At 67.2% G+C, this 20,947-nt stretch carries 10 protein-coding genes, 2 tRNA genes and 3 rRNA genes; 4 read left to right on the top strand and 11 right to left on the bottom strand.

Going from position 1 to position 20,947, the window contains the following annotated elements:
• Positions 1–40: 40 nt before the first annotated feature.
• Positions 41–2,614, bottom strand: a complete 2,574-nt coding sequence (locus NL112_RS05865; protein ID WP_255151691.1) for a pentapeptide repeat-containing protein — start codon at positions 2,612–2,614, stop codon at positions 41–43.
• 245 nt (positions 2,615–2,859) lie between these two features.
• Here NL112_RS05865 and NL112_RS05860 point away from each other — a divergent pair, with 245 nt between their 5' ends.
• Positions 2,860–6,189, top strand: a complete 3,330-nt coding sequence (locus NL112_RS05860) for a HEAT repeat domain-containing protein (RefSeq protein ID WP_255151690.1) — start codon at positions 2,860–2,862, stop codon at positions 6,187–6,189.
• A 96-nt stretch (positions 6,190–6,285) separates the two neighbouring features.
• Entirely contained in the window at positions 6,286–6,894 is a 609-nt protein-coding gene (locus NL112_RS05855; RefSeq protein WP_255151689.1) for a class I SAM-dependent methyltransferase, read from the top strand.
• Positions 6,895–6,939: 45 nt separating this feature from the next.
• On the opposite strand, the gene NL112_RS05850 is transcribed toward NL112_RS05855, so the two are convergent.
• The 7 genes from NL112_RS05850 to NL112_RS05820 all read right to left on the bottom strand — a co-directional run bounded on the left by NL112_RS05850 (position 6,940) and on the right by NL112_RS05820 (position 14,632).
• Positions 6,940–7,015 (bottom strand) — tRNA-Cys (locus tag NL112_RS05850).
• A gap of 96 nt (positions 7,016–7,111) precedes the next feature.
• Positions 7,112–8,317 (bottom strand): acyl-CoA dehydrogenase family protein, encoded by a 1,206-nt coding sequence (locus tag NL112_RS05845; protein WP_255151688.1) that lies wholly within the window; start codon positions 8,315–8,317, stop codon positions 7,112–7,114.
• 155 nt (positions 8,318–8,472) lie between these two features.
• A 5S ribosomal RNA gene (gene rrf / locus NL112_RS05840) occupies positions 8,473–8,594 on the bottom strand.
• 111 nt (positions 8,595–8,705) lie between these two features.
• A 23S ribosomal RNA gene (locus tag NL112_RS05835) occupies positions 8,706–11,618 on the bottom strand.
• A gap of 187 nt (positions 11,619–11,805) precedes the next feature.
• Positions 11,806–11,877 (bottom strand) — tRNA-Ala (locus tag NL112_RS05830).
• Between the two features lie 141 nt (positions 11,878–12,018).
• Positions 12,019–13,485, bottom strand: a 16S ribosomal RNA gene (locus NL112_RS05825).
• The 16S, 23S and 5S rRNA genes sit together here with 1 tRNA gene alongside, the layout of an rRNA operon.
• An 835-nt stretch (positions 13,486–14,320) precedes the next feature.
• Positions 14,321–14,632 carry a non-histone chromosomal MC1 family protein gene (locus NL112_RS05820; RefSeq protein WP_255151687.1) on the bottom strand — a complete coding sequence of 104 codons (312 nt, stop codon included), beginning with the start codon at positions 14,630–14,632 and terminating at the stop codon, positions 14,321–14,323.
• A 235-nt stretch (positions 14,633–14,867) separates the two neighbouring features.
• On the opposite strand from NL112_RS05820, the gene NL112_RS05815 reads away from it, so the two are divergent.
• Together NL112_RS05815 and NL112_RS05810 are read left to right on the top strand one after the other, a co-directional pair.
• The gene (locus NL112_RS05815; protein ID WP_254823863.1) at positions 14,868–15,065 is read left to right on the top strand and encodes a hypothetical protein; all 198 of its coding nucleotides are present in this window, start codon (positions 14,868–14,870) and stop codon (positions 15,063–15,065) included.
• Positions 15,066–15,119: 54 nt separating this feature from the next.
• The gene (locus NL112_RS05810; protein ID WP_255151686.1) at positions 15,120–16,172 is read left to right on the top strand and encodes a quinone-dependent dihydroorotate dehydrogenase; all 1,053 of its coding nucleotides are present in this window, start codon (positions 15,120–15,122) and stop codon (positions 16,170–16,172) included.
• A gap of 138 nt (positions 16,173–16,310) precedes the next feature.
• On the opposite strand, the gene pheT is transcribed toward NL112_RS05810, so the two are convergent.
• The 3 genes from pheT to NL112_RS05795 all read right to left on the bottom strand — a co-directional run bounded on the left by pheT (position 16,311) and on the right by NL112_RS05795 (position 20,936).
• The gene (pheT, locus tag NL112_RS05805; RefSeq protein ID WP_255151685.1) at positions 16,311–18,017 is read right to left on the bottom strand and encodes a phenylalanine--tRNA ligase subunit beta; all 1,707 of its coding nucleotides are present in this window, start codon (positions 18,015–18,017) and stop codon (positions 16,311–16,313) included.
• Positions 18,017–19,537 carry a phenylalanine--tRNA ligase subunit alpha gene (gene pheS, locus NL112_RS05800; RefSeq protein WP_255151684.1) on the bottom strand — a complete coding sequence of 507 codons (1,521 nt, stop codon included), beginning with the start codon at positions 19,535–19,537 and terminating at the stop codon, positions 18,017–18,019. Before pheS ends, pheT begins: the two co-directional genes overlap by 1 nt.
• Before the next feature lie 235 nt (positions 19,538–19,772).
• A complete protein-coding gene (locus NL112_RS05795) occupies positions 19,773–20,936 on the bottom strand; it encodes an NAD(P)/FAD-dependent oxidoreductase (protein ID WP_255151683.1) in 1,164 nt (387 codons plus the stop codon).
• Positions 20,937–20,947 lie beyond the last annotated feature (11 nt).

Here is a 20,947-nt window from a genome sequence, read left to right as displayed (position 1 = left end):
CCGGGCGTGGGCGGGGGGAGGGCAAAAAGTCACCGAGCGTTCACTGCGAGACCCGCCGCCCGAGCACGAACACCACGAGCGCGATGAGGATGGCGCCGAGGAACGCCTCGATGCCCGCCAGCACGCGGGCGACGGTGCCGATGGGCTGGACGTCGCCGTAGCCCAGCGTCGTGAACGTCACGAGCGAGAAGTAGAGGTTCTTCCCCAGCACCTCGATTCCCGCGGGGGTGAACACCGCCGCCGGCTCCGAGAGCCCCTCGATGGTGAGCCCCGACGCCCGCTTCGCCTCCCGGGGTAGCATCGAGAACACGAGCGCCCACGCGAGGATGACGCCGACCGACGCGGCGATGACGCGCCAGAGCCGCTCGCCGTAGCCACACGACCGGTACAGCAGGAAGTTGCCGAGCCAGGCGTTGGCCGCCGTCGCCCGCGACCGTAGCGACTCCTCACCGTCGGCCATCACGCGGCGGTTCTTCCGGCCCCGGTAGCGGAGCTCCTTGATGAACAGCTCGGAGACGCCCTCGCGGTCGCTGGTGTCCTTCGCGCCGTTCTTCGCCTTCCGGTAGGTGTCTTCCAGTTGCGCGTGCGACCGGTCGGCGTCGTCCGGGAGGACCGTGGTGTGGAGCCGCCACCCCGACGAGGCCAGCGCGTCCTTGTGCTGGCCGAAATCGAAGTCGTCGAACGTCGTCCGCAGGATGCGCATGTGCTCCAGCGCCGGCGCGTCGCCGTCGTCGGCGTCGACGGTCACGGAGCCCAGCGTCGCCCCTTCGCAGTCGTAGACGACCCGCTCGTCGCCCGACGGCTGGGTCAGCCGCCCCGCCTCCAGCGTGCAGTCACCGAGGCCGACGACCGGCCGGTCGGCGTCGACGACCGGCCCGCGGAACTCGCCTTCCGCGATGTCGGCGCTCGCGAACGTCGGCGGCTCCCCGAACCGGCCGTCCGCGAACGTCGCCGTCGTGTCGAACCGTGCCTGCCGGAAACTGGCCCGCCCCTCGACCGTCGCACCGTCGAAACGGGCGTACCGGAGGAACATCGTGCTCTCGAAGCCGGCGTCGCCGCCGACCGTCACCTCCCGGAACGTGACCGCATCCCGGAACAGCGCGTTCTCGACCGAGAGGTCGCCGCCGACCGAGAGCCCGTCGAACGTCGCCCGCCCGCCGAACTCGGCGGCCGCGAGCGAGGCGTCACCCTCGACGGCGGTCTCCGAGAGGTCCGTCGTGGCGCGGACGGTCACCCGGTCGCCCACGAACCTCCCCAGCGTCGCGTCCCGGAGGCGAAGCGAGGTCTCGACGGCCGCCCCGGTCACGTCGAGCGTCCCCGCGACGGTGGCGCCGTCGAACACGGCCTGCCGTTCGAGCGTCACGCCGGTGAACGCCCCCTTCCCGACGTGGGCGTCGGCGAACTCGCCGCTCCGGACCAGCGCGTCCGTCAGCGCAAGCCGGCCGTCCACGTGCGCGCCGGCCAGCGAGATGTCGTCGACCTCCGCACGCGCGAACGACAGGTCGCCGGCGTCCACGTCGTCGAACACCGCGTCGGCCACCCGCGCCTCCGCGAACGTGGCCTCGTCGACCGTCGCGTCGGAGAGCGTCACCGCGTCGGCGTCGGCGTGCTCGAACGCGAGCGTGTCGACGTCGGCCCCCTCGAACCGGCAGTCGGCCACGCTCGCGGCCGTGAACGTTGCCGTCCCGACGGCCGCGTCGTCGAACACCGCCTCCCGGGCGAACACGACCTTCGAGAAGTCGGCCTCGTCGGCCTCGCTCGCCTCGAACGTCGCGTCGCCGCTGAACTCCGCGGACGCGAACGTCACGTCGCCGAACGTCGTCGACGGGAAGTCGGCGGCGTGCTCGTAGCGCGTCTCCGTGAAGTCGGCCGTGTCGTGGAACTCGGCCCACCCGAAGTCGACGGTGCCGAACGACGTCCGCCGGAAGTTCGCCGCCTCCACGAACGACGCCTCCGTGAACACCGCCCGCTCCAGCCGCGCGTTCTTGAACGAGACGCTCCCGAACTCCGCGTCGGCGAACGTCGCCGCGCGGAACCGGGCGGTGGCGAAGCGGCCGTCGTCGACGCTCGCCCCCTCGAAGGAGACGGCGTCGTCGAACGTCGCGTCGACGAACGACGCGGCCACGAACGACGCCCCGTCGAAGTACACCTTCCGGTCGAAGGACGCGCCCTGCATCGTCGCCTCGGTCACCGTGGCGTCCTTGCAGAGCACCTCGCCGGAGAACGCCGTGTTCGACACGTCCAGTTCGCCGACCGTCGCCCGGTCCAGAAGCAACGGCTGGTGGACCGTCGCGTCGGTCAGCGCAAGCCGCTCTACGTCGGCGTGTCGGAGGTCTATCGGCTGGTTGTCGTCGGCCCGGAGGACGGCGAAGGTGAGCGCGACGGACCCCAGGTTCGCGCCGATGAACCGCGTCGACGCCTCGGCGTCGCTCGCGGCCGCCGCGAGCGCGTCCGCGACCGCATGCGGGTCGGTCTCGTCGGGCGGCCGGTGGAACAGACAGTAGTCGCTGTCCCCGTCGGTCGGCCGGTCGCACGTCCAGACGGCGTCGAGCGGACTCGCCTCCCCCTCCCGCCGCTCGTACGCCCCGGGGTCGAACTCGTAACTACAGGTCATGGCGGGTCAACGCGTGGGTCGGGGCGGGAGTCCAGAGGCACGGACCGGTCGACGTCGACGCTCACGACTCCCACTTCCTGTGGTCCCCCCACGGATAGCGGGGTGTCGACCCCCCGGACACATGTATCTTGGTCTAGCGGTCGGTGTATCCCGAAGCGCCCGACCGGCCGCGCCGTCGGCGTGCGACCGGCGGGTTCGTGTCGGACGGGAAAAACTTCAGGCCCCTCCACCGCATGGCCGCACGCATGGGGGGTTCAGACGCTCCTTCGGACCGCGCCGAGACGCTTCGCACGCGAGTAACCGACGACGACGGGTCGCTCACCGACGACGAGGTGGACGAACTCGTCGGTCTGCTGGGAACGGCCGACCCGGCCGGCGAGGTGGCCGAGGACGCCGTCGTCGCGCTGTGGTGTACGGGGTTCGTCGTCCCGGACGCGGTGAAACGGGCCGTTCCGTCGCTCGTCGCCGTCGCCGACCAGGGGACGGACACCGGGAAGGCGTACGCGCTACTGCTGTTGAACGGCGTCGTCCCGTACGAGGAGTACGAGACTGACCCGGTCGTCGACGACCTGTATGCCGAGCGGGAGACGCTACTTTCGTTCCTCGACGAGTACGCGCCCGAACTCGACGACGAGGACGGCGTCAGTCCGCGCGACGGTCTCGTACTCGCGGTCGGCACCGTCGCCCGCGTCCACGACGACGTGCGCGATGCGGTGCGCGACCGCCTCACCGCGGCCGACCCGGGCGTCCGGACGGCGGCGCTGGACGTGCTGGCGTCGGTGCCGCTCGAGGCCGCCGACCCGTCGAGCGACGTCGCCGCCGACGTGGTCGCGGCGGTCGACGACCCGGACCCCGACGTTCGCGCCGCGGCCCTGTACGCGCTGACGGCGCTCGACGACGCGGAGACGCCCCCGGACGCGCACGTCGACCTCGTCCTCGAACGGACCGACGACGACGCCGAAATCGTCCGTGAGGCCGCGAGCGAGGTGCTGGCGTCGTTCGCCGAGACCGACGAAGCGGTGTGGAACGACGTCGCCGACGACCTGCGGCGCGGCGACGCGGCCGCGCGCCGGCAGGCGCTGGCCGTCGTCCGCGAACTGATGGGCGTCACCGGGTACGAGGGTGGGATGGCCGACCTGTTCGAGGCGTTCTCCGACATGTACGGCTGGGACACCGACGTGGACCTCGACGACGAGCGCATGGCGGCGGTGGCCGACCCGCTCGTCGAGGCCGTCGAGGCCGACGACCCCGAGTTGGCCGCCAGCGCGGCGGAGACGCTCGGCTACGTCGCCGTCGGTTTCGACGACCCCGACGGCCGCGAACGGGAGATCGAGGCGGCCATCGACGCGCTCCACGCGGCGGTACACGACGACGAGCGAACCGAGGTCCGGGCGACGGCCGCCTCCGCTCTCGGGTTCGCGCTCGCGAACGTCCACGACCCCGCGGCGTTCGAGGACACCATCATCGCGGCCGCGGAGACGCTCCTGGTCGTCGTGAACCCCGAGGCCGACCACGACGAGGACGGGCCTCTCCCGGCGACGCCCGCAGACCCGGCGGTGCGGACCAGCGCCGCCGAGACACTGGGGGAACTCGTCGACGCGTACGAACCGCTGGCGCGGCCGCTGGGGGCCGACGTCGTGGCCGCACTCGACCCCGACGACCCGGACCCGGCGTTCACCGTCGCACTCGTCGAGACGATAGGCGACGTCCGGTCGCAGACGCAGGGCGTCGTGACCCTCGCGTTCGACCGCCTGCTCCGTCTCGCCGAACACGACGACCCGAAGGTGGCGGCGGCGGCGCTGGAGGCGCTCGACGACAGCGAGGTACGGTCGGCACTCCCCTTCGTCGCCGACACCCTCGCCGACCAACTGGAGCGCGACGACCCCGACGTGCTCGACGGCGCCGCCAGCGCGCTCGCGGAGACCGCCGAACGGTCGCCCGACGCGGTCGTCCCGCACGTCGAGGCGCTCGCGGGCGTGTTGACCGACGAGGCGCTCGACGTCGACCCCGACAGCATCACCGACAAGGGGGCGCCGGCGGCCGCGGCCGCGGCGCTTGGCGAAGTCACGGAGGCCCACCCCGAGGAGACGGCCGACGCCGTGGAAGAACTCGTCCGGTCGCTCCGGTCGGACGACCCCGCGAGGGTCCACAGGGGGGTCGCGCTCGTCCCCGAACTGCTGGAGTTCGTCGACCCCACGGTCGACCGCGACACCCGCGAGCGCGTGCTCGAGGAACTGGCCACCATCGCCCGGGAAGGGGAGCCCGAGAGCCGGGAACAGGCGTTCGACACGCTCCAGTCGGTGCTGTCGAGCATCGAGACCCGCCGCCGACACGCCGACGACGAGGAGACGCCCGACGAGCCGACCCCGGGGCTACGTGCGGTCCGGGACGCTATCGAGGACGGACTCACCCAGCGGTACGGCGACTGCCGGTGGCACGCCGCCCGCGCCGCCGACGAGTTCGCCTCGGTGTTCCCGAATGCGGCCGTCGACATCGCGCCGCCGGTGCTGGAACTGCTCGAACAGCGTGAGACGACCACGCGGAACGAAACGACGGCGGCGCTGAGCTACGTCGGGACGGTCGCCGAGGAGTCGCCCGACCCGTTCGTCGACCACGTGCCGCTGTTCGACAGCTACCTCACCGAGGACGACGGCACCATCCGGAGTTCGGCCGCGAGCACGCTCGCCAGCCTCGCCGAGAACCACGGTGAGGCGGTCGAACCCGCGGCCCGACATCTCCGGGAGTGTCTCGACGACGAGTACGCCCGCGAGTCGGCGCTGGAGGCGCTCGCGGAGATGGCGCTCGACTGCCCGAGCGCCGTCGCCCCGGTCGGCCCGGTGTTCGTCGAGGTGCTCCGCGAGGACGCCCCCGACACCGACGACGACGGCGACGGGTTCGAGAGCGACCGGTCCGACGACGGTTGGCTCGGGGAGATGCAGTCGGGGCTCGAAGCGCTCGTGGGCGACATGTCCCGGGCGTTCCTCGACCGCCACGCAGTCAAGGGAATCGCTGGGCTCTCGGTCAGCGAACCGGCGTCGGTCGAGGGAGCCGCGGGGCCGCTGGTCGACCGCCTGGAGAACGGCGCCGATGGCGAGTTGATGACCCGGAGCGGCACGGAGTCGTTGAACCGCATCGTCCGCCTGTGGGCGAGTTTCGGGCTGGCGACGCTGGCCCGCCACGACGACGAGCGGCTGAGCCACCTGCGCGGGACGTTCATCGACCACGTGAACGACGAGGAGGAGTTCGTGCGGACCCAGGCGCTACGTGGTCTCGCGTGGACCGCCGACCCCGAAACCGACGGCCGGTTCGAACCCCGGTTCGTCGAACTGCTCGAGGACGACCAGGCGATGCTCCGGCGTGCCGGCATCATCGGGCTGGGCCATCTGGAGGCACGCGACCACCTCACCGAAATCAGGCGACTCGCCCGGACGGACGACAGCGACCTCGTCACGTCGGCCGCCGGCGACATCGTCGACTACTTCGAGGGCGACGAGGACCGCATCAGCGTCGACCAGGAGCACGACGACGTGGGCGTGTTCCTCCCCGACGACGCCGACGACCGCTACTCGCTGTAGCCGGGCGAGAGCAGGAGAACGAACGCACCGCGGGAGGAAGGACTACGACTCCGTCCGTCGAACATCCGGCGTGACCCGAGCGTCGCGGTGCCGCCGATGAGCGTCACCCCACCCCCGGAGCGACCCATCGCCGAGGTGTACGACGCGGCGTACGCGGGCGTCCCGAACTGGGACGTGGGCCGCCCGCAGGCGGCGTTCGTCCACCTCGAGGAAGCCGGCCTCGTCGCTGACCCGGTGCTCGACGTGGGCTGTGGCACCGGCGAACTCTCGGTGTTCCTCGCGCGCCGCGGCCACCGCGTGCTCGGCATCGACCTCTCGCCGCTTGCGGTGCGACAGGCCCGCGAGAAGGCCCGCTGGCGGCGCGTCCCGGCCGAGTTCCTCGTGTGGGACGCGCTGTATCTCTCGACGCTGGCCGACGCCGGCCTTTCGTTTCGCACGGTGGTCGACTCCGCGATGTTCCACGTCCTCGGGGACGCCGAACGCGACCGGTTCGTCGACGAACTGGAGACGGTCGTCGAACCCGGGGGACTCTACTGCACGCTCGGGGACGCGCGACGGGACTCGCGGGCGGTGTACGGGCTCACGCCGGCGGAGCTCCGCCGACGGTTCGGGAGCGAGTGGGAGATGGTGTTCGCCGTCGAGACGCGGTTCGACCGCCGGTGGGGTGCGACGCCCGCCTACTTCGTCGGGATGCGTCGGCGGTGAGTGTCGGGCGGATGGCGCTCACGCCCCGCGGTGCTCGGCGAGAAGAGCCAAGGGCCGGATTTGAACCGGCGTATAGTTGCTCTGCAGGCAACCGCGTAAGGCCAGACTCTGCCACCTTGGCGCAGTCGATTGTAACGTTCTCCGGCGTTTAAGCGTAGCGATAACCGAGCAAGAGGGAGCAGTGACCGGGGCGGGGCCCCGAAGCGAGACGTGGGCGCTAGTCGTTCGCGTAACTGCGGGGCAGGTCGAGCGTGTGCTCGGCGATGTGGTTGCGCATCATCTCGGTCGACCCCGGGGCGACCTTGCCGAGACGGGTCCCCTTCCACATCTCGATGACCGTGTAATCACGGGAGAACCCGTTCCCGCCGTGGGTCTGGACCGCCACGTCCGTCGCGTCGTGGCCCGCCTCGCTGGCACGCAGTTTCGCCATGTTGGCTATCTTCGCGCGCTCTTTCGGGTCCGGTTCGTTGTCGATGGCCCACGCGGCCTTCCGGACGAGCATCCGCGCGGCCTCCAGCCGTGACCAGTCCTCGGCGATGGGGTGCTGGACGGCCTGGTGAGCGCCGATGGGCTCGTCGAACACCTCCCGCTCGTTCGCGTAGTCGATGGCGCGGTTGAGCGCACATTTGCCGACGCCGATGGCGCCCGACGCGCCCAGCAGGCGCTCGGGGTTGACCGTGTCGAACAGCTGGTAGAGTCCCATCCCCTTCGTGCCGACGATGTCGTCCTCGTGGACGCGGACGCCGTCGAGCGACACCTCGAACTGCTTTTCGGGCGTCGGGATGCCGACGTCGAGTTCGCGGGCCTCCAGGTTGGCGTCCTGCGGGTCGACGAGGAACAGCGTCACCCCCTGCGTGCGCTTCGGGGCCTCCTCCTTCGGCGTGGTGCGCGCGACGAGCAGCATCTGGTCGGCACGTTCGACACCGGAGATCCACTGCTTCGTCCCGTCGATGACGAACTCGTCGCCGTCCTGTTCGGCGGAGGTGGTCATGTTGGGCGCGTTGTGACCCGCGTCGGGTTCCGTCAGCGCCATACAGAAGTTGGCGTCGCCGTCACAGATGCGCGGGAGCCACTCGTCCTGCTGTTCGTCGCTCCCGTAGTTCGTCAGGGTGATACCCCCGAAACAGACCGTGACGACGTACAGCATCTCGACGCCGAGACAGCCGTGGGTCGCCAGTTCCTCGACGATGGCCGACAGTTCCCAAAAGCCCATCCCCTCGCCGCCGTGTTCCTCGGGGATGGCGGTGCCGAGGAAGCCGGCCTCGGCACAGTCGTTCCAGAACTCGGTCGGCTCCTTCCCCTCGCTCACGTCGAGCCAGTAGTCGTCGTCGTAGTCGGCGGCAATGTCGCGAGCCGTCTTCCGAATCAGGTCCAGTTCGTCGGTGTCCTCGAACGCCGGCGGCGTGGACTGTGTCGTCGTCATGCCCGGACGGTAGGACCTGTCGCACTTAAATTATGCAACTAAAAACGGTCGTATAGTTTATCATGTGGACAACAGGACGACGGGAGCGTTGCCACTCCGCGACGTAAATGAAAACGGCCCGAGGGGGACTCCCCCTCGGGCCGTGAAGTATGAATGGTAGGCGGCGAACCGGATTTCCCAGAGACTCGCGTACTCCAGTACTCGCCGGAACGCTGGCAGGCTTATCTTCCGTGTTCGGGATGGGTACGGGAGTGACCCTGCCGCTGTGGCCGCCTTAACGCCGATTCACGGAATCGAACCGTGATGATGCCAATATCGGTGATGGAGTGGCCGTATGCAAGTGCGATCCAGATTGCGCCTGGACCCGTTCACGGGTCTCAGTGCGATGATTGAGTGGCTTCGGTCGTTAGTTCTCGCGGGCTGAACACCTCGTTACCTCGGTGCGTACACCCCGAGTCTATCGATCTCGTCTTCTACGAGTGACCTCAGCGGAGCCTCTTTTCCAGGTGGGTTTCGAGCTTAGATGCGTTCAGCTCTTACCCCGTGTGACGTAGCTGCCCGGCACGTGCCCTCTCGGACAACCGGTACACCAGTGGTCACCATTCGTAGTTCCTCTCGTACTATACGAACGTTCCCGTCAGGCTCCGAACACCCCCAGTAGATAGCAGCCGACCTGTCTCACGACGGTCTAAACCCAGCTCACGACCTCCTTTAATAGGCGAACAACCTCACCCTTGCCCGCTGCTGCACGGGCAGGATGGAGGGAACCGACATCGAGGTAGCAAGCCACGCGGTCGATATGTGCTCTTGCGCGTGACGACTCTGTTATCCCTAGGGTAGCTTTTCTGTCATCAATGGCCCGCATCGGGCAGGCTCATTGGTTCGCTAGACCACGCTTTCGCGTCAGCGTCGCTCGTTGGGAACGACACTGTCAATCCACCTTTTGCTCTTGCACTCTTCCACGGGTTCCCGACCCGCGTGAGGTGGACTTAGGGCGCGCTCGATATCGTTTCGAGCGCGTACCGCCCCAGTCAAACTGCCCGGCTATTGGTGTCCTCCTCCCGGAGTGAGGGTCACAGTCACTAACGGGTAGTATTTCACTGATGGCTGGGTGGCCCGCTAGCGCGGGTACCTCTGTAACGCCTCCTACCTATGCTGCACATTAGCGACCATGTCCCAGCAACAGCCTGCAGTAAAGCTCCATAGGGTCTTCGCTTCCCCCTGGGGGTCTCCAGACTCCGCACTGGAACGTACAGTTCACCGGGCCCAACGTTGGGACAGCGGCGCTCTCGTTAATCCATTCATGCAAGCCGCTACTGAAGCGGCAAGGTACTACGCTACCTTAAGAGGGTCATAGTTACCCCCGCCGTTGACGGGTCCTTCGTCCCATTGTACTGGGTGTTCAGATACCCGCACTGGGCAGGATTCAGTGACCGTACGAGTCCTTTCGGATTTGCGGTCACCTATGTTGTTACTAGACAGTCGGAGCGCCCGAGTCACTGCGGCCTGCCCATTTCCTGGGCAGGCATCCCTTATCGCGAACTTACGGGACTAATTTGCCGAATTCCCTAACGTCGGTTGATCCCGACAGGCCTTGCCTTTCTCCGGCACGAGTACCTGTGTCGGTTCTCGGTACGATCGTCATACTCGCCTTTTCACGGGCCCTAGGTTGAACCAGCTTACGATATCCCGCCGTTCGTCCGCTTCGTGCCATTACGGCTTCCACGGCCTTTGACGGTTCTCCCACGCGAAGGCGTGGGCTGGTCGACCCCAAGGCGTCGGCTTTTGGTGTATGACGGCGCTGGAATATTAACCAGCTTCCCGTTTGTCCTGCGCGAATTACGACAGGACTTAGGATCGGCTAACCCTCGGCTGACGAACATTGCCGAGGAACCCTTACTCGTTCGGCCGTCAGGATTCACACCCGACTATCGCTGCTACTATGGCCAGGATTTTCTTCACCGGTCGGTCCACTCGAGATCTATCCCGAGCTTCCACCCAACCGGAGTGCCGACCTACGCAAACACCCTGTAACGGGTGTGGCTAGGTCTCGGTAGTGGACTTGAGCCCCGATCATTTTGGGCGCCCCAAACCTCGGCCGGTAAGCTGTTACGCTTTTCTTAGAGGGTAGCTGCTTCTAAGCTCACCTCCCGGCTGTCTAGGGCTCGGGACCACCTTCAATCGCACTTAGTCCACATTTTGGGACCTTAACCCAGCTCTGGGTTGTCTCCCTTACGCCGTACAGGCTTACCCCGCACGGCGGACTCCCTGCGTCAACGGCGTATGTGAGTTCGGAGTTCGACAGGAGGTCCGACTCCTCTCGGAGTCGGTGCCCCCAATCGGTCGCTCTACCCCACATACTACCTCGGCAGAGGTAATGCTTCGACATTTTTCGGTCGGAACCAGCTGTTGCCAGATTCGATGGGCCTTTCACCCCTACACACGGGTCACGGGAGGGTATTGTAGGACACCAACCCTAACGGGCCTCCACGTAGCTTTCGCCACGCTTCGCCCTGCCCGCGCGTAGATCATCTGGATTCGGGTAGTACCCGTTTGACTCCCCGCGCTTGAACACGGCGGCCCTCGCAATGCTGCGGCCATGTCGGTTTCCCTACGCCTTCCTGGGTACACCAGTTAGACTCGTCAAACAGGTACACTCCCTGGCTCGTTTTTCAAAACGTACGACGGAACATCGGCTCCTCTCGAGTCCTACAGTGGGATCGCTCCCATGTCGTTCGTCGAGAGGCCTTTTATGCCCCGTCGCTCCATCGCCACCTGATTTCAGGCCCTATTGCACCTCCCTTCTCGGGGTGCTTTTCAGCGTTCGCTCACGCTACTTGTTCGCTATCGGTCTCAGGTCGTGTTTAGTCTTGGCAGTCGATGCCTGCCATATTTCCGAGGGATTTCGAACCCCCGGTACTCTGGAGCTGACGCACGACCTACTCCACGACTGTACGGGGCTGTCACCCTGTATCGCGCTCCGTTCCAGGAGACTTCTCGTCGAGTTTCGGCCGATGAGAGCCAGTCCGAACACCACATTGCCCGAAGGCTTCGGTTTGGACTGTGTCGCGTTCACTCGCCGTTACTGACGACATCGCATTCGCTTTCTCTTCCTGCCCCTACTAAGATGTTTCAATTCGGGGCGTTCCCCATTGCGCAAGGCAATTGCTGTGGGGATTCCCATTCGGAAATCCATGGTTCTTCGCCTCCGTGCGGCTCCCCATGGCTTATCGCAGCTTGGCACGTCCTTCGTCGGCGCCTGAGCCGAGCCATCCACCAGGCGGCACAGTAGCCACGATCACTGAGGAACAGTGAACGGGTCCAGTGAGCGCCTGGATCGCACTTACACACGGCTTCATCGTACACCCGGCTGCGACGCCGTGGCGTACATCCACCCTTCCCACTCGCGTTCACACGGAGTGGTGCATCGGTCGTACACGGAACGAATACGGTGTCCCGTATAAGGGACACGGTTTCCGTCCCGGACATGGACCCACGGGGATTCGAACCCCGGGCATCCTCCTTGCAAAGGAGGCACTCTACCACTGAGCTATGGGCCCAACGTCGACCCCGCCGGACGGCTCTCGATGGTGTTCGAGCAGTCCGAACGCGGCCGTAGCCCTGGTAGTTCAAAGGTGCCCGGATGGGCGTCGTCGATGCGAACCCGGGTGGGCCGGAGCGATGCTCCGGTCCCGTACGTTAGGAGGTGATCCAGCCGCAGATTCCCCTACGGCTACCTTGTTACGACTTAATCCCCCTTGCGGAGCCCAGATTCGACCAGCGCATGCTGGCCTCATCCGGACCCCACTCGGGTGATTTGACGGGCGGTGTGTGCAAGGAGCAGGGACGTATTCACCGCGCGCTTCTGACACGCGATTACTACCGAATCCAGCTTCATGCGGGCGAGTTTCAGCCCGCAATCCGAACTACGACCGGGTTTAGGAGATTAGCTTCGCCTCTCGGCGTCGCATCCCATTGTCCCGGCCATTGTAGCCCGCGTGTTGCCCAGCTCATTCGGGGCATACTGACCTACCGTTGCCCGTTCCTTCCTCCGCTTTGGCAGCGGCAGTCCCCCTAGTGTACCCAGCCATCGCGAGATGCTGCTGGCAACTAGAGGTGCGGGTCTCGCTCGTTGCCTGACTTAACAGGACGCCTCACGGTACGAGCTGACGGCGGCCATGCACCTCCTCTCAGCAGCGTCGGGTAAGGTCATCAACCTGACCGTCATAACTGCTGTCGGAGCTGGTGAGATGTCCGGCGTTGAGTCCAATTAAACCGCAGGCTCCTCCGGTTGTAGTGCTCCCCCGCCAATTCCTTTAAGTTTCATCCTTGCGGACGTACTTCCCAGGCGGCTCGCTTCACGGCTTCCCTACGGCACAGCGCAGGCTCGTAGCCTGCGCCACACCTAGCGAGCATCGTTTACGGCTAGGACTACCCGGGTATCTAATCCGGTTCGAGACCCTAGCTTTCGTCCCTCACTGTCGGATCCGTCCTCCTGAGGCGCTTTCGCCACCGGTGGTCCGTCCAGGATTACGGGATTTCACTCCTACCCCGGACGTACCCCTCAGGTCTTCCGGTCCCAAGCCGAGCAGTTTCCGCCGGACGCCTACTGGTTAGGCCAGTAGATTTCCCGACGGACTTACTCGGCCAGCTACGGACGCTTTAGGCCCAATAATATCGGCCATCACTCGGGCTGCCGGTGTTACCGCGGCGGCTGGCACCGGTCTTGCCCAGCCCTTGTTCCTGTACCGCCTTACGGTACAGAAAAGCGAGGGCTCTATGCCCTCGCACTCGGTGTCCCCCTATCGCACTTGCGTGCAGTGTAAAGGTTTCGCGCCTGCTGCGCCCCGTAGGGCCCGGACTCTTGTCTCAGAGTCCGTCTCCGGGCTCTCACTTTCATGACCCGTACCGATTATCGGCACGGTGGGCCGTTACCCCACCGTCTACCTAATCGGCCGCAGCCACATCCTACGGCGCCGGAGCGTTTCGCGCTCCCAGCATTCCAGCTCGGGAGCGCCATCCGGGATTAGCCTCAGTTTCCCGAGGTTATCCCAGTCCGTAGGGCAGTTTGGCCACGTGTTACTGAGCGGTTTGCTACGTTAGACGTACAACTCGCATGGCTAAATCGGACACCGATAGCAATAGCCTCCGGCAGGATCAACCGGAATGGTCCCTCGGCGAGGCCGAGGGGGGCTTGGCGGGACACACTCGAAGAGTGTGTACCTCTGCTATCGTGGGTTGGCATCGGCGACACCCATACCGGGTGTCACCGAACTACCAGGGCTAACATCAGATTCGATCTGTACGGCGGACCGCAGGGGTCGAATCCTCATTTCCTTCGGGACCTCAACGTACACCGAGACGGGTCATAAACCCACCGAAGTGCATTCGAGGTCCGCGACGGGCCGACCGTCGAAGGCCGGACCCAGTCACGCTGTGTGCATTCCATCCGAACACCCTGTTGCACTTAAGGGCGTCGGATTCGTCCTCGCGCCGTCCCCGGGATGACCCCGGAAGCGCGTATTTGAATCCGAGCACCCTGTCACGTATAAGGGCATCGGATTGGCCCCCGCCGGGACGGCGGGAGGCGCGTGTCTCGTTCCGAGTGCCCTGTGACGGATAAGGGCGTCGAATCGTGCTTCGCGCCCCGACGGAGTCAGGACGCGGGACGCCGAGACGGCGTCCGGGGGGGCGTCGTGCCCCACGTCGTTCGCATTCCAGTCGATGGGAGTGATTATCTTAAGCCCGTCGTTCTGTCCCCGCCCCGTGATGCGGTTTCATGGGGAGCGTCACCACGGTACCAGCGCGCGTGCCGGGGGCTCCCGGTCGGGGAATGTCGCGCGGCTGGAGGTCGAGCCGTCATCCCGCGCTCGCACGCTCGGTCCGGTCGGATGAGGGCCGCGCGGTCGCGCATACGCGAGAGAGGACAAAGAGGGTTCGGCATCCACGCGGACCGGGGTGCGCCGCTGTCGACGCGAGCGACCGAAAATGGGGAGTCGGCGGTTAGATCTCGTCGAGGTGCTCGATGCCCTTCTTCTTCACGTTGGCCTCGGTGATTTCGTCGGGCATCCAGTCGGGCTTGTCGTCGGGGGCGTCCTCGTTCCACGCCCAGCCGTCGTAGATGTGGACCTTCTTGGTCCCTTTCTCGCGGAGCCTGAGCTCCTGGTGTTCGGCGTGTTGCTCGCTGTCGGCCGGGTCGAGTCGCCGGGCCGCCTTCAGCGCCGCCTGTCGGGGAGTCCGCCCCGAAAACACGCTCGTCTCGTTGCCCGTTGCGTCACGCAGTGCGAAGTTACGCTTGTCGTCGTCGGATGCCATCGTTGTTCGCCTCCATGCCACTGGTGAACAGGGTTCGTTATAAATATATCCCCCAAACCGGGAGACGACGGCCGATTGATTTATAAGCAGACCTGTTTCACCGGCCGGAATCACGACGCTCGACCCGTGAAGCCGTGCGAAACCGTGGGCTGACTGCCTCGCGCGCGGGTCGCACGCCGCTCCTGGCACGGTACACTTATGTATCTCGTGTGGCGAAACGACGAACACCAGCGCGATGGTGCGAAAGAAGAAGCTCAGCCCCAGTGGCGCGAAAGACGAGAACGGCGAGTACCACAACGTCCACGTGAACCTCCACGAGGACGAACTCGCCGTCGCCGGCATGGAGATCGGCGACGAGGTGTTCGTTCGAGTCCGCGACGGCAAGATCATCATCCAGAAAGCCGACCCCGACGAGGTCGAACACGAGTTCTGAGCCCCCACGCGCCGACCGCATCGCTTTTGCGCGTTCGCCGACCCGCCTAGGCCGATGAACGCCTACGACGCGGCGAAACCCCTGCTGTTCTCGTTGCCGGCCGAGACCGCCCACGGGCTCGGCCACGCGGCGCTCCGACTCGCACAGGACACGCCCGTCGAGTCGTGGCTCCGGGACCGCTACGTCGTCGCGGACGCTCGACTCGAAACGACGGCGTTTGGCCAGTCGTTCCCGAATCCGGTCGGCGTCGCCGCCGGCTTCGACAAGAACGCCGAGATACCGAACGTGCTCGCGGCGCTCGGGTTCGGCCACGTCGAGGTCGGAGGCGTCACCGCCCAGCCCCAGCAGGGCAACCCCCGCCCGCGGATGTTCCGCCTCCGCGAGGACGACGCCCTCGTCAACCGCATGGGGTTCAACAACCACGGCGCCGACGTCGTGGGCGACCGACTCGCGGCCACCGACTGCCCCGTGCCGCTGGGCGTCAACATCGGGAAATCGAAGTCCGCGCCCCTCGACGCCGCGGAGGACGATTACCTCTACACGTACGAGCGCGTGCGCGAGGGCGGCGACTACTTCGTCGTCAACGTCTCCTCGCCGAACACGCCCGGCCTCCGCGAGTTGCAGAACCGCGAGGCGCTCGAACGCATCCTCGGCACTCTGCAGGATGCCGGCGCCTCCCCGCTTCTCGTCAAACTCTCCCCGAACCTCCCCGACGCGGCCGTCGAGGAGTCGCTCGGCGTAGTCGACGACCTCGGCCTCGACGGCGTCATCGCCACCAACACCTCCACCGACCGCCCCGACTCGCTCCGTTCGCCCAACGCCGACGAGGAGGGCGGCCTCTCCGGGAAACCCATCGAGGACACCGCGACGGGGATGGTCCGGTTCGTCGCCGAGCGGACGGACGTGCCCGTCGTCGGCGTCGGCGGCGTCTCGGACGCCCGCGGCGCCTACGAGAAGATACGCAACGGCGCCAGCGTCGTCCAGCTGTACACGGGGCTCGTCTACGAGGGGCCGTCCATCGCCCGCGACATCAACGAGGGCTTGCTCCGTCTGCTCGAACGCGACGGCTTCGACTCTATCGAGGAGGCCATCGGCGCGGACCTCTGACGCGCGACTGGGTTTCACACCCTGGCGGACTGGCCGGGCGAGAACGCTCGACGAAGCGCGCAGCGAGGCGCGAGAGTCGAGCGGTCGAGGGCTTCCGGAGCGGCGAGTCCAGCAGACCGAAAATCGGCTTCGAACGGCCTACTCCAGCGCGTCGAGGCGGAACTCGAACGCCGCCACCGGGAGTTCGAGGTCGTGTTCCACCAGCACCTTCGGATGGACCTCACCGACGACGCCCACCGAGTCGCCGTCGAGCACCACCTCGGCCGCGCGCCCGTCGATGAACGTCGGGTGCTCGGTCGCGGGCGTCTCCAACTCGGCGCCGAACGCGCGCGCGACCGCCTGCAGGCGGGCCTTCGCGTCCTCGTAGGAGGCGTCCGTGCGGGCGAGCACGCCCGCAACCGTACGGTGTTCCGCGACGCTCGTGTCCTCGGCGTCGTCGCGTTCCGCGGCGAGACCGATTTCGGCGAGGTCCTGCGGGTACGCGCGGTGGGTGTTGTTCTCCAGCACCATCAACAGCGACGGGAGCGCCCACGTCCGCAACATGGTGTAGTCCTCGCTGTACGGTTCGGTGATGGTGACGGGGTCACCGCCGCCCACGACGTCGGCTTCGGGCGCCACGGCCATCCGCTCGTAGTTTTCGGCCTCGTTTATCATGTGGAAGTTCAGCAGGTCCTCGAAGCCGAGGCCGACCAGCGTCTCGCGGGCCGCCCGCTCCAGGTTCGACCGCTCGTGGCGGCCGCCGACCGTCGACACGTCCGGGTAGCGGGGGTCGAGGTCGTTGAACCCGTAGGCGCGGCCCACGTCGTCGACGAGGTCCATCGGGTGGAGTACGTCGACGCGGTACGGCGGTATCTCCACCTCGTAAGCGAGTTCGTCGCCGTCCTCCGAGTCCGCGTCTAGCCCGGAGCGCTCGAACAGGTCGAGGACGTCCTCGCCGGCGATGTCGATGCCCAGCACCGACTCGATGCGCTCGTGGGTGACCGTCTTCGTGCTCGTCGAGAGGTCCGGGCGAATCGCCTCGCCGTCGGGGTACTCGACACGCACGTCCTCGACGCGCCCGCCGCGGGCGTCGAGGGCGTAGCAGACGATGTTGAGCATCTTGTCGATGGTCCACTGGTCGGTGCCCGTCATCTCGACGAACAGGTCCCGGGAGCCCTCGTCCACCTCCGTCCGCTTGCCGTTGATGACCGGCGGGAACGAGAACAGCCCCACGTCGTCGTAGATGGCCGGATAGCGGTCGTAGTCGGCGACGAGGTCGGCGTACGTCTCGCCGGTCGGGTGCTCCGCGAGCACCTCCGCGGGCGTCATCTCGCTGTTCGAATCGAGCGGGACGAACCGGTCGCCGTCGGGGTCGATGCCGGTGTAGGTGATGGTCTTCTCGCGGTCGTCGCCCGCGCTCCGACCTTTGAGCATAGCGAGGTCGTGAACGCCGATGGCCCCCTTCGCGCGCTTGCGGCCCATCGTCGCGTGGAGTTTCTCCTGCAACTGGATGAGCGACTCCAGTTTCTCCTCGGTCATATCGACGCCCCGGACGACAGCGGCGGTGACGTACGGGCGCTCCTCGGGCACGTCCTCCACCTCGACGACCCACTCGGCGTCGTTCGTCTTCGGGACGTACACGCCGCGGTCGTCGCCGTACTGGTAGCGGAGCGAGCGGGCGACCCCTTCGACGGAGAGGCGGTCAAGCCGGTCGGGAGCGAACTCCAGTTGGAACTCGCCGTCCTCGGTCTCGCCCTCGAACTCCAGGCCGAGCGCGAACAGGTCGTCCTTCAACTCCTGGTCGCCCTTCTCGTCGTGGCCGGTCAGCTGGCGGAGTTCGTCGGGGTCGACGTCGACGACGGGCATCAGTGCACCACCTCCACGTTCCGCAGCAGGTCGAGGTCACACAGCGTCCCGTGGACGTCGCGGATGTCCTCGAAGCCGTACATCAGCATGAGCAGGCGCTCCAGCGCGAGCCCCCACGCCATCACGTCACAGTCGACGCCGAGCGGCTCCAGCACCTCCGCGCGGAAGATGCCGCTGTTGCCGATTTCGACCAACTCGCCCGTCTCCGGGTGGGTGCCGAACAGTTCGAACGAGGGCTCGGTGTACGGGTTGTAGTGGGGTTTGAACTCGATGTCGGTGATGCCGAACTGCGCGTAGAACTCCTCGAACGTGCCCATCAGGTCACGCACCGACAGGTCCTCGGCCATCACCCACCCCTCTATCTGGAAGAACTCCAGCAGGTGCGTCGGGTCGAGCGTGTCGTTCCGGTACACCTTCTCGACGGAGAAGAACCGCTCGGGCGGGTCGAGTTCGCCGATTTCGTGGCCCGATAGGTACCGCATCGACAGCGAGGTGGTGTGGCCCCGCAGGTCGACCCCGCGGGCGACCTCCTCGGTCCACGGCGAGTGGTAGCCGTCGCCGTCCGGCCCGACGCCGTCCAGATGCGCCGACCGAACCCGCTCGACGAGGTCCTCGGGCAGGTCTTTCATCGGCGGCACGTCGAGCGCGAACTGGTCCCAGTGAGTCCGCGCGGGGTGGTCCTGTGGCATGAACAGGCAGTCGTTGATCCAGAACTCCGCGTCGGCGTGGGGTCCCTCCATCTCCTGAAACCCCATCCCGACGAGCGTGTCCTTCACGCGCTCGGCGGTCTGCCGGAGGATGTGGGTCTTGCCGCCGACCACGTCCTCAGCGTCGGCCTCGACGTTGTATTCGGCGAACTCGACATCCTCCCAGTCGCCGCTCGTCAGGAGTTCGGGCGTCACCTGCCCGACCGTCTCGGCCGTCTCGACGCCCTCCATCAGCGCGGTGACGCCGTCGTCGGTGAGCGTGACGGAGCGAACGGTCGTGGCCGACCGCTCCACGAGGCCGCGGTCGACGAGGCGGTCGAGCACGCCCGAGTCGAGGTAGCCCGCGTTGCCGTCCGCGATGGCGTCGAGCGCCTCGGCCTCGGGGTCCTCGTCGGGGTCCACGTCGGGGCCGCCCTCGCGGTCCGCGAGTATCTCGCCGCTGTCGATGGAGCCGAACCCCTTGCGGGCGAAGTTCGACAGTGCGATGTCGACGGCCGGGCCGTCGAGGCCCGACGCGCCGATGACCTCGCCCATCGATACCGGGCCCTCGTCGGCGCCGGCCTCGACCGCGGCCCGGTAGAGGCGCAGTTCGGGGAGGCCCTCGCTCCGGTACCGTTCGCCTTCCTCACTGAGGGTGACGTCCTCGGCCTCGTACTCGTCGACGTCGAGGAGGCCCCTGTCGTCGAGTTCGAACGCCGCGCGGGTGAGCGACTCGGGTTTCTCACCCGTTTCGTCGGCTAGCTGTGCTATCGTTTTCGTGTCGGTCGCGCTCGCGGCTTCAAGCAGCGCGACCTGCGTCTCCGGGAGTTTCATTGTGTGGGTGTGTGCCGGACGGTCAGGTAACGGTTCCGACTCCGCAACGGCGGGGTTTCACGCGACGGGGCGCTCTCGCGGCCGTCCCGGTCCACCCGCGCTACCGGACCGCGAAGAAGAAGCCGACTCCCGGGCTGTCGGTCGCTCGACGGACGCTACCACCGGCAGGGGAGTCGGATGCCATACCCGGGAGCAGGGCCAGCCAGCGCAAAAGCGTTGCGCCGGCCCCGCAGGCTCAGGCGACGTGGGACTCCTCGCGGCCCTCGCCGGCGTCGAACCGCCCGCGACCGAGCCCCGACACGTCCACGAGCGACGCCGCGCCGTCACAGCAGAGTTGCGCGACCACCTGCCCCGTCGCGGGCGCGTGCTGGAACCCATGACCGGAGAACCCCGCGGCGGTCACCACGCCGGGGCGCGACACCTCGATTATGGGGTGGTGGTCCGGGGTCACCGCATAGAGGCCGGCCCACCCGCGGACGACGCCCGCGTCGGGGCCGAAGTAGCCGGCCGTCTCGCCGGCGCGCTCGACGGCGGTGGCCGCCCAGTCGAGGTCCATCCCCGTGTCGTAGTCGTCGGGGTCGGCCTCGGGGTCCGCGTCCGAGAAGTGGCCGCCGACGATGGCCTGTCCCTCCCGCTCGGGGCGGAAGTACGACCCCGAATCCAGGTCGATGGTCAACGGCACGGATTCGGGAACGGGCGTCTCGGGGTCGACCACCGCCACCTGTCGACGGCGCGGCGAGACAGGCAGGTCGACGCTCATCATCCGGCCGACCCGTCGCGCCCACGCGCCCGCGGCGTTGACCACGAAGTCGGCGTCGAGCGCGCCGTCGGGCGTCTCGACCCGGACGTCCGCGGGGCCACCGTCGTCGCCGCCCTCGATGTCGACGCCCGTGACCGGCGTGTGGGTCCGAATCGTTGCGCCCGCCTCGCGAGCCGCCTGCGAGAACCCCTGCAGGGCGAGGTGCGGGTCGGCGAACCCGTCGGTCGGCGCGTACGTCGCCACCCGGTAGCGGTCGGCGTGGAGTTCGGGGCAGTGGTCCCGGGCCGCCGCGGGGTCGAGCACCTCCGTCGGTACGCCGGCCTCGCGTTGCATCGCGGCCGACGCCCGCAGGGTCTCGGCGGTCGATTCCTCGCGGGCGGCAAAGAGGTAGCCCGTCTGTCGGTGGGTGATGTCGACGCCGAACCGCTCCTCGAACGATGTCCAGACGTCGAGCGACGCCAGCGAGAGGTCGACGTTGACGCGGGTGGAGAACTGCGCGCGGATGCCGCCCGCCGAGCGGTCGGTGTTGCCGCTCCCGAGCGCGCCGGCCTCACAGACCGTCACGTCGACGCCCCGCTCGGCGAGGTAGTACGCGGACGCGAGGCCGACGATGCCGCCGCCACAGACCACGACGTGCATGCCCGAGCCAG

The sequence above is a fragment of the Halorarius halobius genome (assembly GCF_024298865.1).
GTDB lineage: Archaea > Halobacteriota > Halobacteria > Halobacteriales > Haloarculaceae > Halorarius > Halorarius halobius.
The sequence above is the reverse complement of the archived record's forward strand: the minus strand, read 5'-3'. Positions and strand labels throughout refer to the sequence as shown.

What these genes read in the sequence shown, in the direction of transcription:
- NL112_RS05865 (WP_255151691.1), bottom strand. Translation starts at nt 2,614, where the DNA reads ATGACCTGTAGTTACGAGTTCGACCCCGGGGCGTACGAGCGGCGGGAG.
- NL112_RS05860 (WP_255151690.1), top strand. Translation starts at nt 2,860, where the DNA reads ATGGGGGGTTCAGACGCTCCTTCGGACCGCGCCGAGACGCTTCGCACG.
- NL112_RS05855 (WP_255151689.1), top strand. Translation starts at nt 6,286, where the DNA reads ATGAGCGTCACCCCACCCCCGGAGCGACCCATCGCCGAGGTGTACGAC.
- NL112_RS05845 (WP_255151688.1), bottom strand. Translation starts at nt 8,317, where the DNA reads ATGACGACGACACAGTCCACGCCGCCGGCGTTCGAGGACACCGACGAA.
- NL112_RS05820 (WP_255151687.1), bottom strand. Translation starts at nt 14,632, where the DNA reads ATGGCATCCGACGACGACAAGCGTAACTTCGCACTGCGTGACGCAACG.
- NL112_RS05815 (WP_254823863.1), top strand. Translation starts at nt 14,868, where the DNA reads ATGGTGCGAAAGAAGAAGCTCAGCCCCAGTGGCGCGAAAGACGAGAAC.
- NL112_RS05810 (WP_255151686.1), top strand. Translation starts at nt 15,120, where the DNA reads ATGAACGCCTACGACGCGGCGAAACCCCTGCTGTTCTCGTTGCCGGCC.
- pheT (WP_255151685.1), bottom strand. Translation starts at nt 18,017, where the DNA reads ATGCCCGTCGTCGACGTCGACCCCGACGAACTCCGCCAGCTGACCGGC.
- pheS (WP_255151684.1), bottom strand. Translation starts at nt 19,537, where the DNA reads ATGAAACTCCCGGAGACGCAGGTCGCGCTGCTTGAAGCCGCGAGCGCG.
- NL112_RS05795 (WP_255151683.1), bottom strand. Translation starts at nt 20,936, where the DNA reads ATGCACGTCGTGGTCTGTGGCGGCGGCATCGTCGGCCTCGCGTCCGCG.